The following is a 16,761-nucleotide window of genomic DNA, read 5'->3' on the forward strand; positions in this document are numbered from 1 at the left end:
TCAACACCAGAAGGGAATAAAATTACAGTGTGGTAAAATGCCAGGTACTGACTTTAAAATCTACCTTACATAAGCAAAACCGCGTATTCCCCTCCCTTCGAGGGGTGTCAGCCGCGGCAGCGGATGACGGGGTGGTTAGACCAACATGAACAAATTTCTAAAATTTAGAACCCGGAACCGGAATGAAATACATAACCCACGGAAAGATTACCGGACTAAATTATTAAAACTGCTTCAAAAAAGAAAAACTGCGTATTCCCGGAAAAAACCACCCCATCCGTGTGCAAAGCACACGGACACGCCTCCAGGGGAGGGGAATGCCCTTTATATAATAAATGATAGGATAAGGTTGTAGTGTAGAAACGTACCGCAATCTCTCTTCCCAACACGAAAAGTCACAAAATTACATTACGGAAAGAACCACGAGCTCACTTATTAAAACCCACGTTAAAAAAAAACTGCGTATTTCCCTCCCTCGGAGGGGTGTCAGCCGCGGGAGCGGATGACGGGGTGGTCACTTATGCAGCACAAATAATCACCCCTTCTGTTTCTGTTAAGAAAGAAACGAAGAGGCCTTATCGAGAATACTTCGCGAAAGCTTTTTGGTACGGCTTTCGGAACCGCCTGAAAGCAGCCACCGGCGATCGTACTCCTCACGGATTTGGGACCAGAGCAGGGTTTGGGTAAAGCGGCCTTCAATACTGTTTCGGGCGTTGGACTGCAGTTTGGTGTAAAGCGACTTATCAAGATACATACGCTCCATGGCCTTTTCGAGCGCGGACTCATCCTTTACCGGAATGAGCAGACCGTTCACGGCGTCAGCGATGATCTCGTTGCAGCCATTGATGTTGGTCACGATGCACGGCAGGTTCATCGCGGCGGCCTGAAGCACCACATTGGGGAAGCCTTCGCGGTAGCTCGGGAATGCGAGGGCATCACTTACCGCAAAATAAGGTCTTACATCTTCCTGGAAGCCCGTGGTAATGATATTTGGATTCTCAGCAATTTCCTCAAGGGTTTCCGGCAGGAGGGGATCCAGTTTTTCCTCATAGTTCCCTACCAGGAGCAGCTTAAAGGGTCCTTTTTGTTTTTTGGAAAGAGCAGAAAATGCGGACACCAGTTCGTTGATGCCTTTGTCTTTCACGAGTCTTCCAACAAATACAAACGTAAAATCATTTGCGCTGATACCGAGGGAAGCTTTTATCTTTTTCACTTCTGCTTCCGGATAGTGTTCCGGATCAAAATGATGGAGGTCGATGCCGTTGGAACTTCCGTTGCCGATGACTTTCAGCTTTCCTGCACTGCAGAACCCGTAATCCCCGATGATTTTCTCCATGTTGAAGGAATTGGGGTAAACGCCGTTGGCAAAGGAGTAGGTCGTCCGTTCGGCAATCTTGAGCACCTGTTTTTTCAGTCCTTTGGCCTGCAGGAGCGGAAGTCCGGCTACGGTATGCATGCGCACCGGCACTCCGGCGAAGAAGGCCGCAGCCATGCCGATAAGTCCGGCTTTCGGGGTATGCGTGTGCACGATTTCAGGGCGGTGGGCTCTGAGGAATTTATAGACCTGCCAGAAGGATTTTAAGTCTTTGAAGGGGGTGATTTTACGGGTCATCTCAATATGATGGTGCCCGATTCCATACTTCTCCGCAATCTTACTCAGACTGTCGCGGTCTGACGATACGGCGGTGACTTCATAATGTTCATTCATGAAGTGGAGCTGGTTCCCGAGCAGCTTGTCCAGCGACACGGGCACCGTTGTTATTCTCACTAATTTTTTCACAACATCAAAGCTGTTTACAGCATTTTCGGTTCATATAAATCTTACTATCCCCCTAAGATTTTAAGATTTTTTCCCTGCAAAATTACATAAATTATGCCAAGAACTGGATAAAATTGAGTCATTTTAACACTGGAAACTATAAAATAAATTCCATTTGTTCATCACCCTGATAACGGAAACCCAGGCGGAATATTTTGCAGAACCTCAAATTAACCCAGCATCAAGCATCGTGTCTTTAGCTTCTGGCTTCTTGCCTCTTACATCCAACCTCCATCTTCCATCTTCCAGCATCAATCTTCCATCTTCCAGCATCCATCTTCCAGCACCCATCTTCCATCTTCCATCTTCCATCCAATACCCATCACTCATTACTCATCCAACACTCTTCGAAAGAGACCCCTCACTTCCTTGCTACTCCTACCCTCTAACCACAGCCCTTTGTCACTCTGTAAGAGACGCATGTACAGACACCCCTTCTTCATTATTGCACCGTCCCGGCGTCGCCCCTGTGAGATTCGAGACTCCCAGATGACTTAGGAGGTTAATGACTTAGGAGATTTTTGCGTTAAGAAAAAGTTGGAATGAAGCGTTAACAAACCTGTGGTTCGCCGATTCCAATAAGTCAATAGAGAGGATGAGGCAAAGATTTTTTGTCCGAAGCGTGGCAATAATTTCATTTGAGAAAACAAGAGTCTTTCCGCGCAAGTTTAAATCTTTTAGCGGAATGTAAACTTTTTTAGCAATCCGCCATGGGCGCATCGCCGATTCCATTAAAAATATAAACACAATGAGGCAAAAAGATCCAGTCTTGAAAACGAAGTTTCGACGATTCAAATAAAATAAATAGAGAAGAGGAGTCATTTTTTCGTTCTTTTGCATCAAGGCAAAAGAACAGAAATAGATTTAGCAATCAACACCTTACGTAATAAACCTGACTGCAATCCGCTACTGCCGGGGACCTCTTTTCGAAGCACCTGCCTCATTTACAGCAACTCCAAAAACCTCCACCAGCAGGGCCGCAAAAAACGGCATTGCCATCACCCTGGTCCTCATGATAATGCCGTAATTCGCATAGGCATAAACATACATCAGCCCTAGAGCCGTCATGAAGAGCAGAGGGAAAACAAAGAGAAGGCGACTGCGGAGTTCCGCGAAATATCGGAGGCCATACCACAGAGTGAATCCGGCAATAAGCAGCAACAGGAGATTTTCGGTGCTGACCACATGATAAAAGAGACCGCTTCGTTCCAAAGGCTGGGGTCTGAAGTAAAAAGTAAACAGTTTCGCCGGCAGCGGATAGGCGTCCAGCGGTACATAGCCGTCGGTTGTTTTGAAATGCCGGATATGGGCTTCATATTTTTGAAGCACCCGCTGAAACCCACCGCTGAAATCCTGAAGACTGTTGAGGAGCCAGGTAAATAAACCGGTCAGTACAGCGAGTCCCCCCAATACCATTGCTTTCCTTTTTAAAGACAGTGGATAGGTCAGAAGAAGCCCGAGGACATAAGTCAGGGCCAGAACGAACGCCACATGCGGACGGATGACGGCTACCGCCAGCACTGACATAAGGAGCAGTATACTGAAATACCTCTTCCCGCTGAGTTCAGCGCAGAAAACCGTAAGCGGAATCAGGATCAGGGCTTCCTTTCCGATGAGGGAAGTCCAGAAGTGGAGATTGGGAAGCAGCATCAGCACCATCGCCAGAACCTGTAATTTTACGTTACTTCCGGCGATCCGCATTAAAGTCCTGTAAAGAATCAGCACGCCGGCAAAACTGATGAGACTGAAGATGAGGAAGCCGCTCCAGAACGGCAGGTGAAAAAACTTCACGAGCGGAAAAGTAAGGAACTTTATCACATCCGTGCCGGGTTTCAGAAAATCAGTCCATGCAGAATTTGAAAGGTCCTGTTTGAGAAACCAGTAGCGCTGCGCATCCCCACCGTTGGTCAGGATATACCGAAAGCCTATCCAGGCGAACACCAGGTGATATACCAACAGCAGAAACGGAAAAATACGGTGGAGGATTTTCATGCTTCCGTAAAAATAGGAAGATTTTTGTTTGGAGGACGGCAATCCACAGGAAAAATTAACTGAAGTGGTTAGCAATCCATTCTCAAACAGAAAAACAGACCACCCCGTCCGTGTGCAGGAAATAACCACCCCGTCCGTGTGCAAAGCACACGGACACCCCTCCAGGGGAGGGGAATATCCCAGTGTTTAATAAGGGATAGGATAAGATTGTACTGTGCAGCTATGCCGAAATCTATATGGTCAACACCGGAAGAAATAAAATTACAAAGCGGAAGAACACCCGGACACGGATCATTAGAAACACTTAAATAAGAAAAACCGCACATTCTCCTCCCCCTTAAGTATTCCTGAATCTCCCTTTTCCAGTACCTCATTCACAAAAGAAAAACCGCGCATTCCCTGTCATTGCGACACATCGCAGGCGGGGAAGCAACCAGGGGTGTCAGCCGCGCCAGCGGATGACGGGGTGGTCATAGATGCAGTAAAAACAAGTCGGGTAATTTTACCACCACTCCACAATTTCCTATCTTTATTTTAAAAACACCGTGAAAATCCTCACCCATATCCGGGGTAATCCCATCCGAAAAAACAGAATTGAAAATCTGCCTTACAATAAGAAACTTAAAACCCTGCTTCCGGATAAAAGGAAAGCCGGACTCCTCTGTGAAGTACTGTTCTGGAAACAGGTTCACCGCAGAAGATTCCACCAAATTGATTTTGACCGGCAGAAAATCATTGGAAACTATATTGTAGATTTTTATGTTAAAAGCTTAGGCCTGGCTATTGAAATTGATGGCTGGAGTCATGATTTTAAACAGGAATATGATATAAGGCGACAGCGTGATCTTGAAAGTTACGGTGTAAAAGTATTCCGGATTTCAAATCATAATATTAAGAAGAATATGGAGATTGTGCTGAGAGATTTGGAGAACTTCATCTTGGAGCATTATGGAGTAAGAGAACCTGATGAATTGGCAGGAGCAGAATGAACCACCCCGTCCGTGTGCAAGGCACACGGACACCCCTCCAGGGGAGGGGAATATCCCAGTGTTTAATAAAGGATAGGATAAGATTGTACTGTGCGCTATGCCGAAATCTATCTTGTCAACACCGGAAGAAATAAAATTAAAACGCGGAAGAACAATCGGACTCGGATCATTAGAAACCGCTTAAATAAGAAATACCGCACATTCTCCACCCCCTCAAGTATTCCTGAATCTCCCTTTTCCAGTACCTCATTCACAAAAGAAAAACCGCGTATTCCCTGTCACTGCGACACGTCAAAGGCGGGGAAGCAACCAGGGGTGTCAGCCGCGCCAGCGGATGACGGGGGTGGTCTCCCCAGTGCTTATTCCTTTAGTAGTTGCTCCTTAGGCTTCGGCCTTTGCCTCAGCTTTTCCCGGTACGCCAGCATCTGTTCCTTCGCCACCTGCTGCTGGTACGAAAACACCCACATCAGGTAGATCAGCATTCCGGGCAGGAACATATTCCGCATGCGGATCATAATGCCAACATTTCCCAGGGACTGGGAAAAGGCGAAAGAACCGAAGATCAAAAAGAACACCAGCCCTTTAATGACAAAGGGAGCCTTTCTGAAAGCGGTGATGGGCTTGGTGCGCATGGCTTTTATAAAGACAATGACGAAAATAAGATTCTCAATGGAGGCGATTAACCCATTCAGGTTACGGACATCAAAGAAAAAAGGCCTGAACCAGAAGGTAAGCACTTTCAGCGGAAAAGGCATTCCACTGACATCAATGGCTGAACTCGAGGAGGCTCGGCTCAGTACGGCAGCCTTACTTTCCGCAAACTTATCAAATCCCTCCGCAGAAGCTTCTTCAATCTTGGCAAACTCCATCACGGAAGGCAGGATTGCCAAACCGATTCCTATAAGGACGCCGGAAAAGAGTACCCGTTGAAACACCGAGACTTTACCGCCAAAGATATAGGCCAGGCCAAAACCAGCCATCAGAAAGAGTACGATATGCGGCCGGATGGCCATGGCCAGGAGAACGCTGAGTACCAGAAGCGGGATGCGGGTGATGGGTTTAAGGATGCCATAGGCAAACATGCCGATGCAGAGAAAAAGCGTCGTGTCCTTACCTACCCCAGCACTCCAGAAATGCAGGTTCGGCAGAAAGAAGATGAGCGGAAAGAGCACATATCCATTAATCATTTTATTATAGGGAATGGTTTTCACCACGACCATATAAAAAAAGGTCAGCCCCATAAACCCAAACAGCGAATACAGCAGGGTATTGGAGAGATAAGACATGTTCAGCACATTGGAGAACATGAAATTAAAGGCATACATAAACATCGTCCCCTCCCCGTTGAACAGCCCTTCTTTAAAGGTATCCAGTGTGTAAGCCTTTGGGACGCGCCAATAACCAATCGCGTCGCCTTTGATAAAGAAACAGTAATATACTCCCAACAGCAGATGAAAGTAAAAGAGCTTCTTCAGCATATCGTTATCCCTTACGGTCAGCTGGCTGCTGAACAGATTGATGAAGCCGAGACCCAATACAATAATTAGAGGAATGTAGATTAAATCCAATATCATAACTGCAAAAATAGTTTTTTATGCCTAATGGTTAAGGATTTCTTTCCATTTCGTGGAAGTCTGCTGAATGCAATAGCGCTCCTCGACTTTCTTTCGGGCGTTGCGTCCCAGTTGTTGTCTTAATTCGGTATTGGATTTTAGGGTTTTAATGGCTTGAATCCACTCTTCATCCGCCGAAGCTAAGATCCCGGTTTCCCCCGGAACCGTGACTTCCCTGTTCATTCCTACATCCGATGCTACGCCCGGGATTCCACAGGCGGAATACTGAATGAGTTTATAGGCGCATTTGCCCTTTTCCCATTTGGAATCCTGCAGTGGCATCAGGCCAATATCCATTTTCAGAATCTCAGCCACTTCTGTTTCTTCCGTCCACCGGATATATTTTACATTTTTTCCGAGATCCATATCCTCTGTAATCCCCACAATATGGAAACGGATATTAGGTTCTTGATGCTGCAAAGCTTTGATCCAGTCTTTGCAGGGTAAAAGATGTTTTTCAAAGGTTGTTTTCGTCCCAATCCATCCCACAATGCATGGATCAGTATCTGTAGTTTGTTTAATCGGATACCTGTCCAGATCGATGACGGTTGGAATAATTTCTATGTTTTTTGCTCCCGACCGGGCTGCATAGTCTGCCAGATATTGATTTCCTGCCACCACCGTTCCGCTGAAACGCATTACATAGGCAATTTTATTTCCGAGAAAATTTTTAATAATGGGATTTGCACTTTGGTCATAGTTATGAAAAATGGCATCATCATAATCTACAATGTATTGGATTCCCAACAGTTTTAACATCCATTCCGCCAATGCGGGCAGAAAAGGAAAAATCTCTTTTTCGATGACTACTCTGTCATAACGGAAAACTGAAAAAAGCACCCCTAACCTTTTAATATAGGACTTTACAACAGCGCTGATATTTTTTGTTCCTGCATAAAAATCTTTCAGGTACGCATCGTCAAAGAAGGGTTTTACGGTCACCTGCATCCCCGCCTTTTCCAAATAAGGAAAATACTGATAGCTGCGCATTCTGCTGCTGCCCGCCATTCTCGTGTATTTGGTAAGGTAAAGGATTTTCATTGATGGGAGATGGTTGGCGGTTAGTTTGTGATGGCTTTGATGTAGGATTCTGCTGCAGCTTCCAAAGAAAAATAATCCTGTGCTTTCTGAGCGATATTGTTTCTATTGGCAAATATAGCTTTTTCTGCAAAATTTTTGATCTGCTCTATCTGTGGTAGCAAACCGATGGAATGATCGTAAAGGTAACATTCTTCAAAATTCTCCAAAATCTTCTCTGTGTCGCCAATGCCTTTGCTGGCAATCACGGGCAGTCCGCAGAGCAGATACTCACCTAATTTTATGGGTGCCACCCCCTGCATACTGAAGGTGGGTTTTCTGAGTCCGAATGCTACATCACCGCCGTTGAGATAAAACGACACCTTTTCCGATGGCACCGATTTTAAGCTAACGTAAGCTTTTAGCTCCGTGGGAATATTTTGTTCTGCAAATGCTGTATTTCCGGTCAGGATGATGAACTTTGCCTCACGCTTTTCCGCGTATGCCTGAAATATTTGCAACATTTCAGTCAGGCAGTATTGCGGTCCCAAAGATCCGGCATACACAAACAGCAATTCATCTTTCAAGCCCAATTCCTGCCTTACTTCTTCTCTTAAATGTGGCCGATAAGCAAATATATTTTTGTCTCTTCCATTAAAAACCACAGAAAACTTGGATCGGTAGGATTCGCCAATATTGGCGAGATGGATGTCTATTGATTTCTGAGATCTGGTGATGACGGCATCCGCAGACTTCAGCATTTTCGTCTCTGCCGACTTCATCAGTTTATATTGAAAAGATTCTTTTTTTAGTCCTGCAAAATCAATCCGTTCTTCGATGGGTAAACCGTCTGCATCGAAAATGAGTTTAAAGGTTTTATTTTTGATCTGATTCACAATCATCGCGGGGAAAGTACTCCTCGGCATTACCATGTGAATGTTATTTTGCCTAATGTATTTTTTGATTTTGGCTGAAGAGGTAAGCACCGTCAAAAGACTTCCTATGGAAACATTAGGTTTCCTAAGAACAGGCCAGGCCGTATAGGTAATCCCCATTTGATTTGCCGCTGCTTGGGTATGCGCGATTTTTTGAGCATCCGCCCAGGTGAACTGTATCACGTGGAATTGATAATCTCCCCGCTTAGCAATTTCATGAAAAATAGGCATAAACAGTCCTTCCATATACGAAGTCTGCGGGCCGTCCCAGGTGATGAACAAAATTTTCTTTGCCATACTTAAGAATCTTATCAATAATTAAATTTTGTATTACTTTAAATGCTTAAAAAACTTTCTTAACTGGTTTTTTTGCCTAGCTTAATAAATTTGTTTTCTATATAAGTATAAGTAAAATTAGATAGTAAAATAGTAATCACTGAACCTAAAGCAATAAATAACAACGAAAACAAAAAAACATCAATAATTTTAATTTTCAGCAGCACCCATCCGACTAAATAGTATACAATCATATGAATACAGTAAATAGAATATGAAATCTTTCCTAAGTTCAAAAGGTGTTTATTATTGAAAAATAATTCTGCAAATCTAGGTCTAATCTTCTGCAGTGCTAAAATAGAAGCAAACAGTAAAATCATTACAGCAACACCAATATTGTAAAAACTAAACAAGAGCGCGGAAATTATTAAAAAATAAAAGAGATAATACTTTCCTTCGTTGAGATAAATTTTAAACAATGGATAGGAGAAAAATCCAATTAAAAAATAGTGTATCATATTTGGCAAAAATGATTTTTGAGACATATAAAAGAAAGACCAGATCATTGCAGGTATCATTAATAAAGAAAGAGCTACATAGATTACCTTTCTAGAAGTGATTGCCTTATATATAACTGGGATAAAAATATAAAACTGCCATTCTAATGTTAATGACCATGATTGACCCATCAATGTATATGTAAAGGGAAATCTTTCATTTGGGAAAAGACCGTGAACCAAACCTAAATGACTTACAATATTTAAGAAAAAATTATTCTCAGCTTCACTAATTAGTCTTAGTCGCATCTGAATTTTTGGATTATTGAAAGGTAGATTATTTAAAACATCAAAACTAAGACCCAACATTAGGACACTAATAATTAGCGCCACGATATATATAGGAAACAAACGATATGCGCGCCTTTTAATATAAAACAAGTAAGATTCTTTTTTTTCAAGTAAAATGTAAGTAACGAATCCGCTTAAAAAAACAAAGGCGGCAACAGGAAGAAAACCGTTATTAAGGAATTTGAAAACAATATTTTTAGGGAGTATTGGCAAAAAAGCGAATCCATGGAATAATACTACCCATAATGCCATAAAACCTCTGAAAACTTCTAAATAATTGTATTTCATATTAAATATACTAAATTTTAACGATCACGTATATGCCTTTTTAGATTGTTTATCTTAAAACCCTGGTAAATGTTGAGTAGTAGTAGTTAAGTATTTGAAAAGCATATCAAGTTCTTTTTTTATATAATCCCTTTTTTTAAAAGCAATTCATTATACAGGGCTTGCACCTCTTTCACATATCTTTCTTCCGTGTAATTTTGCATGGCTCTTTGGTAGCCGGCTTCGCCCATGGTGTTGACTGCTTCCGGATGATGGTAGAAATAATGTATTTTTTCTGCCAGTTTTGACGGTGTATTTGAAGGTACCAAAAAACCGGTTTCTTCATTGACTACTACATTTTGCAACCCTCCAACTTGGGTTGCCAATACCGGAAGGTGATGCAACATCGCTTCAGCTGCGACCAACCCAAAGCCTTCCCGTTGGGAAGCAATACAAAAGACGTTCATTAATTCATAGAAAGGTGCGGTATCATATTGATAACCTGTAAAAATCACTTGCGCTTCAATGCCCAATTCGCGGGCTTTCTCTTTCAATAATTGTTCATCTCTGCCCCCTCCAACAATCAACAGTTTTAAATGAGGCAAATCCAACTGTTTTACCGCTTCTAAAATATCGGTAATCTTCTTGTGATCGTTGAACAGCCGCCCCACGGTTCCCACTACAAAATCACTTTCCCGGATTGCATATTCCGCTTTTAAATCTTGAATTTCCTGGTCTGAAACTGCTCTGGGTATTTCGACTCCGTTATTGATGGTAATAACTTTTTTGGGGGACACTTTAGCTTTATCCCGAAGATATTCTGCGACATTGGGTGCTATGGCAATAAAACGATCGGCAGCCCAGGAAAAAATGCGCAACAGAAAATCCGCTTTTGAACTTCTGTTTTGAGGATCTGAGGTTTCTTCCAAAATCACCACAGGAACTTTTTTAATAAAACCGTTGATGGCGGCCATGGTAACACCCTCGAACACCGCACCATGGATGATATGCGGTTGGAACTCATCGATGATTTTCTGAATTTTTCGATGTTTGTCCCAATGGAAGGGTCCATTAAAATCTCCAACCTCGATAATTTCGACACCGTTATCTTCAATCTGCTCTGCAATAGCACCATTTTTAAACGTGCCCACGAGTTTCATCTGAATGTTGCTTCCTTTGAAAGCTTTTGCCAAAGAAAGACGTCGGCGTTCTACGCCGCCTCCTGTAACAGTGGACATAATGTGTAATACTCTAATCATGGTTCAATTGGTGATAAAAACTTTCTAAATTCTCAATATATCTTTCAACGGTAAATTGATTAATCACTTTATCATAACCATTCCTGCCAATCAGATGTAACGATTCGGCATCCATTTCAATAATTTGGTTGAGTTTTTCAGTCAGTTCCGCTGTGTTTTTAGGATCGAAAAGCCAACCACTTTCGCCGTCTTTCACAAACTCGGGAATGCCGCCAACCATGGAACACAACACAGGGATTTTCAAAAACATCGCTTCTGCTGCTGCAATCCCAAAACCTTCAGAAAAAGAAGGCAATACAAACAAATCAGCATTAGAAAGGTATTTCGAAGGTTCCGAGTTGAAACCAGTAAAGGTAATCTTGGAATCCATATGTAATGTTGAAGTCAATCCTTCCAGATGATGGCGTTCCCGGCCGTCTCCTACAATGGTCAAATGAGTATGTGCATTATTGGAGTGGGCGAAAGCAGTAATTAAGGTTTCCACATTTTTCACGATTTCTAATCTTCCGACATACACGATTTCGAAATTTGGGCTGTTTTTTCTAGGAAATGGTGTTGGAATGCTTACCGGATTATAAATGACCTTTCCTTTGCTTTCCGGTATTTCACCGGTATTCACCAAATGATTTTTTACAGATTGTGAAACACCAATCACCTGATCCGCGAAGCGGTACACCCATCGAAAGACTTTTTGGGCAATAGAAGAATGATTTGGGATCCCGATTTCCTCACCGAGAATTGTCTTAACTCCGGCTAATTTTGCGGCGATAATCCCATGAAAATTAGCTTCCGCTGCTGCGGCATGAACCACATCTGGTCTTATTTTCTTGATTAATCGATATACCGCCCAAATATTGGAGAGATTACGGATAGAGAAATTCCGGTTAAGGACATGCACTTCAAAACCCCTTTCCTTTAGTTTCCTTTCAGCGTTTCCACCATAGCCAATGGCGGAAAAAACATATTGGTGCCGAAGCAATTCAGGGTTTTCAGTGAAGCTTAGATATTTCTTTTCCTGTCCGCCAAAATCTAGTAAAGTGGTTAATCGTAGGATTTTCATAATTTATTAATAATCTAAATTTTAGTGGAATCACCTGATTAAAAATTCTCCATCTTTGGCACGTGTCCGCATCAAAGAATTATGGATAAAAATACAGGAAAATAATTAATAGTATGCTTTGTGAACAGGGAATGATTTTAATGATTTACTATAAATCAATCGGAAATAAGTTATAAATTTCAATAGGTAAGCTTTATTCCAGGGCTGTAAAACGCGTTTAAGAAGAAAAGTGATAAATAAATTATTATAATCTAACATGCCTATTTTATTAATAATATCTCTTCGCAATCCAGATGCTGCAATGGAAGCGTAATAACTTATATAATACCTGTAAATATAAAATGATGTGAATGTTTTTTCACCATCTAAAAATGTAAGTACTTTCGTATCGAGGAGTTTGTAGAAGTAAGTATTCCTAACGGGTTTTAAATTTTTATTGGACATACTTGTGTTTGTATCATTGATATCATAACAGGCCAATTTTGTAAGGACTAAAATTACATTTGCACTCTTACATGCTTTAACACATCTATTCCAAAAATCGGTATCTTCACCAAACCTTAAATTTTCATCAAATTGCAATTTATTATTTGTAATCAGATCTTTTCGGATGACTGTGCTTGAGGAAGAAAATAAGGGATGGTAGCGAAGCAGGACTTTAAAATAATCTCGTTTATCAATCTCTATGTAATCGAAATGGCTTATCTCATAATTAAGTATACTATGTGACACGGCAGCACTAATAATTTCTATTGTGCGGTGTTTCTTAATTATGTAATTTACAGACTCTAAAAAACGGTTGTGATAATAATCGTCACCGTCCAAAAATGCGACATAATCGAATTTGCTTTTTTCCATTCCGTAGTTTCTAGCTTTTGAAACTCCGCCGTTGTTTTGACTGTAAACAGATATTCTAGGGTCACTTTCGCTAATATGGGTAGCAATATCTAAACTATCATCTGTTGAACCATCGTCGACAATGATAATTTCAAATTTTTGAAAACTCTGTTTCAAAATAGAATCTACAGCTCTCTTAATGTACTTTGATTTATTGTACAGTGGAATGATTACAGATATCATAGGTGATTGATTAATGACGATTTGAAAAGGAAAAGAGAGGTATTCGGTTTATATCAATATTTTCTTTATAATGTAATATTGTTTTGTTATACCTGTAATGGCAAAAGCAAATGTGGTATAAGTGGTGATTTACTTTAACAACTTAATATATTCATCTTTCAATGCGAAAGGAGCTACCCTTAACAAATCCTTTTGTAAATGTTTTATTAGATCTTGGTCTGGTAAAAACTGATATTGATGAATTACTTCATGCAATAGATTTGGAATGTGTTCTATTTCAGCAATGTGAATAAGGAATTCATCATATTCTCTAATACCAACAGAACTGAAATAGTCTTTAAACTTAACATTATCCCCACGAAGTGGTTTCTTTATATTTGAAAAATTACACCATAAACTAGCAATTCCGTATACATGGGAAACAATAATTCCGTGTAGGGAAGTCGACAATGTAAATTCACAACTACAGATCTCATTGATGATTTTTTCAATATCATCTAATAAATTAATTACAAGTATATCCGATGGTACTGCTTTTTTAAGTTCATCATAATGAATATAATGAGGGATTATTCCTACTTTATATTTTTTTATTTTTTCTGGTTTATAAATCAGCGGTAATAAAATAGCCGGATCACCAAGTACAGAAGGTACTTTGTATCCTAATTCTTTTAATCTTATTTGAGAATACTTTCCCCGCACTGAAACAAAATCAGCATTTTTAAAATTACATTTTTCTTCAATGATTCCCGCACCCCAAACTTGACAGTTAGAGTACTGAATATTTTGCAGTACACTTCCCACAGCCAGGAGAACTTTCGGCCTCATTAATAAATTAAACGACACATACTTACCAAAAGTGATGAAATTAATCTTTCTGTACAATAGTGCCATGACAAGTATCTTAAAAGATAACCACAAGTTGTCCCGCAAATATATAAGATTGATATGATTAACCTTCTGCTGTGATATATTCTCGACGATATAAGGATTTAGTTCATCGCCAAAGTTCCCTTTTCCCTTATGGTGTCTATACCAAAAAAGATTAATTTTTTTTTCCATAATTCAATATTAACATTATATTTCCCCTCACCATCTAAAGTCGTACATCTTCTATTACTTTACAACCTTGTTATGCTCTTCCTCTTTCTTACATCTAACGGGTGACATTAGCTTTGTACCAGATTATTAGGAGACTTATTTTAAAAGTAAGGCTATATATTAATTTACTCAATGGGCTATCTTTATTAAATCCTTTCCTATCTAAGAAATTGTACAGCATGTTTCGATAGTATGGAAAACTAGAGCGATAAGAATCATAATATTTTAACTTAATCGCCTCTTTAACCTTTAGCTGTTCACTGTTCATATGTGCAGTACTTTTTTGTTGAACAGAGCCGGAATGTATCCGGTACTTAACAGACTGTAAATCTGTATAAAATATTTTAAAGCCACTCTTGGTAGCTAAAACCCAAAAGGGATAATCCTCGATCTTTCTGAATTCTTCATCAAACGTGATAAACTGAAAGATTTCTCTTTTAAAAAACACGCCTGGTGCATTAACATATACACCATACATAAGCAATTCATATTGCTTGTTTGCACTTAGAGCAAAAAAATTAATTTTTTTTGAGGGTTCCCAAACTCCAATGCTATTATGACCTTCGAAATTATCTTTATACAAATTTAAAGAGGTCTGTAAAATAAAGATCTTTTTATCTTGAATATAGTTAACAAAATTTCTACAGCAGTCTTCAAAAAAAACATCATCGCCCGCGATCAGTTTTACCCATTCTCCTGTAGATGCTCGAACACCCCGGTTACAATTTGCCGGAATACCCGTGTTTTCTTCTACAGTAAGTAATTTAGTTTTTGGAAACCTATTATTGTTTTGAGCTAACCAAACCCGACACATTTCAATCGTATGATCAGTGGATCCATCATCTGAAATTATAAGTTCAATATTCTCATACGTCTGTGCCTTCACGCTCTCCAGTGTTTCCATCACATATTTCGATGAATTGTATGTGATGACTACCACAGAAACTAATGGATTTCTATTTTCCAACATATTTTTTTAATTTGTAAAGTAATGCATCACCCATTTTTATAAAAATTCTAAACTCATTTTCTGAATTTCCTGATTAACGACTGAATGACCGATTTAATATCAAGCCTTTTATTCAACTCTCTGTAAGAATATAAAATAGTCACTATTAACAGCAATATGGCTGCGTAGAACGCAATTTGATTAGATGATTGGTTCATCAGTAAGAAAACCGATGTAGCTAATGTAATATTAACCAAAAGTATAATTACAAAATCCTTGGTAAACTTAAATTTATACAAATAATAGCTTAAAAACAGGGTTTGAATTTGATTCAAAACGTAAGCTGCAAGAAAGCCGATCCCAAGACCGGTCAGTCCAAAATAATTATAAAACAATATACTACATCCAATCAAATACGAAACAGAGAAGATCTCTTTGACAAAAAATATACGGGAATCACCCTTTGCAAGATATATGAAACCTACAGACCAGCTTGAGGCCTTTAAAATTAATCCGAGCATAGCCCATCGCATCATTTCAACAATAGGTAAAAATTTTGAGGAGTAGAGTAACTGTACGAAAAAAGGGATAAAAATCATTAAGACAAGCAGTATAGGTACAATTAATAAAACTGCGATCTCTGCCTGTTGATTAATGAGTATTTTGGCTTTCATATTATCATGAGCTACACCACTCAAGCGTGGATAGTAATCTGCACTCATAGCAGTAAAAATCATTCCGACATAAGAATTGATAATCGCAAAACCGGCAGAATACAAACCTAGATGCTCAACCCCCCCCGCTTTTGTAATATAGGATCTCATGAAAAAATCAGAGCCTACGCTTAGTAGACCACTCATACTCAACATAAATCCCATCGCAAGCATACTTTTTGCCTCTGATATCGTCTCTTCACGTGACAATACAACCTTTTCGATTTTGATGGTGCGCGAATAATGCCAGCTTACAAGCAAACTAATAATCGAAGTACCTATTATTGCAGGTACTACACCATCAATACCCCACTTATAATACATTGGAACCGAAATAAGCAAGCCCAGTACTGATCCAGTCAAACTTGCTGCGGCCATCTGTTTCAGCCTGCGGGTTCCTCTTAGAAGAACATTTTGCCCATTGCTGATCTGATTGAGGAAAAGAGTGATTGCAATCCAGCAAAATGCTGCCGTCGACTTCCGGTGACCGAACGTAATTTCACTTAACCAGGGAGAAAACAGAATTATTAACAGTGCACCGAGCAAACCTGTAACCCATACCAGTTTACGGAGCACGCTCACAACTGTTGATACCCTTTTATGATCTGAAGAAGCATAAGCCGCAGCAACATTTTTTACAGCACTGGTACTCAGTCCAAAATTAGTCATGGACGCAATTAAACTGATTGTGCTGTTAAGAATACTGTTATAACCCATTCCCGCAGGTCCCAATAGAACTGCAAGAAGTTTTGACCGTAATATATTGATGATAATCTGGAAAATCTGTACTCCACCAAATAATGAAGTGGCTTTCATGATTTGTTTATAAGATGACTGACTTTC

The 16,761-nt window shown here is 40.2% G+C and carries 14 protein-coding genes; 1 reads left to right on the top strand and 13 read right to left on the bottom strand.

The window, feature by feature from the left end; all coding sequences use genetic code 11:
• Positions 1–553: 553 nt before the first annotated feature.
• The 3 genes from CDW55_RS01695 to CDW55_RS01705 all read right to left on the bottom strand — a co-directional run bounded on the left by CDW55_RS01695 (position 554) and on the right by CDW55_RS01705 (position 3,853).
• Positions 554–1,708: a glycosyltransferase family 4 protein gene (locus CDW55_RS01695; RefSeq protein ID WP_088468666.1), complete on the bottom strand. Its 1,155-nt coding sequence runs from the start codon at positions 1,706–1,708 to the stop codon at positions 554–556.
• Between the two features lie 276 nt (positions 1,709–1,984).
• Positions 1,985–2,149 carry a phosphotransferase gene (locus tag CDW55_RS12465; protein ID WP_179285889.1) on the bottom strand — a complete coding sequence of 55 codons (165 nt, stop codon included), beginning with the start codon at positions 2,147–2,149 and terminating at the stop codon, positions 1,985–1,987.
• A 576-nt stretch (positions 2,150–2,725) separates the two neighbouring features.
• Entirely contained in the window at positions 2,726–3,853 is a 1,128-nt protein-coding gene (locus CDW55_RS01705) for a hypothetical protein (RefSeq protein WP_143332910.1), read from the bottom strand.
• 503 nt (positions 3,854–4,356) lie between these two features.
• On the opposite strand from CDW55_RS01705, the gene CDW55_RS01710 reads away from it, so the two are divergent.
• On the top strand, positions 4,357–4,800 hold the full coding sequence (locus CDW55_RS01710) for an endonuclease domain-containing protein (RefSeq protein WP_228399590.1): 444 nt from the start codon (positions 4,357–4,359) through the stop codon (positions 4,798–4,800).
• Between the two features lie 359 nt (positions 4,801–5,159).
• Here the strand turns inward: CDW55_RS01710 and CDW55_RS01715 are convergent, their stop codons facing one another.
• The 10 genes from CDW55_RS01715 to CDW55_RS01760 all read right to left on the bottom strand — a co-directional run bounded on the left by CDW55_RS01715 (position 5,160) and on the right by CDW55_RS01760 (position 16,734).
• Complete coding sequence (locus CDW55_RS01715) at positions 5,160–6,374, bottom strand: hypothetical protein (protein WP_088468008.1); 1,215 nt, start codon at positions 6,372–6,374, stop codon at positions 5,160–5,162.
• Positions 6,375–6,398: 24 nt separating this feature from the next.
• Complete coding sequence (locus tag CDW55_RS01720) at positions 6,399–7,454, bottom strand: glycosyltransferase family 4 protein (RefSeq protein ID WP_088468009.1); 1,056 nt, start codon at positions 7,452–7,454, stop codon at positions 6,399–6,401.
• A gap of 20 nt (positions 7,455–7,474) precedes the next feature.
• Entirely contained in the window at positions 7,475–8,662 is a 1,188-nt protein-coding gene (locus CDW55_RS01725; protein ID WP_088468010.1) for a glycosyltransferase, read from the bottom strand.
• Between the two features lie 59 nt (positions 8,663–8,721).
• Positions 8,722–9,777 carry an acyltransferase family protein gene (locus CDW55_RS01730; protein WP_088468011.1) on the bottom strand — a complete coding sequence of 352 codons (1,056 nt, stop codon included), beginning with the start codon at positions 9,775–9,777 and terminating at the stop codon, positions 8,722–8,724.
• A gap of 119 nt (positions 9,778–9,896) precedes the next feature.
• Positions 9,897–11,015 (bottom strand): glycosyltransferase family 4 protein, encoded by a 1,119-nt coding sequence (locus CDW55_RS01735; RefSeq protein WP_088468012.1) that lies wholly within the window; start codon positions 11,013–11,015, stop codon positions 9,897–9,899.
• Positions 11,008–12,075, bottom strand: a complete 1,068-nt coding sequence (locus tag CDW55_RS01740; protein WP_088468013.1) for a glycosyltransferase — start codon at positions 12,073–12,075, stop codon at positions 11,008–11,010. Before CDW55_RS01740 ends, CDW55_RS01735 begins: the two co-directional genes overlap by 8 nt.
• Before the next feature lie 105 nt (positions 12,076–12,180).
• A complete protein-coding gene (locus CDW55_RS01745; RefSeq protein ID WP_088468014.1) occupies positions 12,181–13,155 on the bottom strand; it encodes a glycosyltransferase family 2 protein in 975 nt (324 codons plus the stop codon).
• A gap of 129 nt (positions 13,156–13,284) precedes the next feature.
• Positions 13,285–14,217, bottom strand: a complete 933-nt coding sequence (locus tag CDW55_RS01750; RefSeq protein ID WP_088468015.1) for a polysaccharide pyruvyl transferase family protein — start codon at positions 14,215–14,217, stop codon at positions 13,285–13,287.
• 94 nt (positions 14,218–14,311) lie between these two features.
• Entirely contained in the window at positions 14,312–15,226 is a 915-nt protein-coding gene (locus tag CDW55_RS01755; protein ID WP_088468016.1) for a glycosyltransferase family 2 protein, read from the bottom strand.
• A gap of 53 nt (positions 15,227–15,279) precedes the next feature.
• Complete coding sequence (locus CDW55_RS01760; RefSeq protein ID WP_179285890.1) at positions 15,280–16,734, bottom strand: oligosaccharide flippase family protein; 1,455 nt, start codon at positions 16,732–16,734, stop codon at positions 15,280–15,282.
• Positions 16,735–16,761 lie beyond the last annotated feature (27 nt).

It is taken from the genome of Chryseobacterium sp. VAUSW3, assembly GCF_002205795.1.
Classification (GTDB): Bacteria; Bacteroidota; Bacteroidia; order Flavobacteriales; family Weeksellaceae; genus Kaistella; species Kaistella yananensis.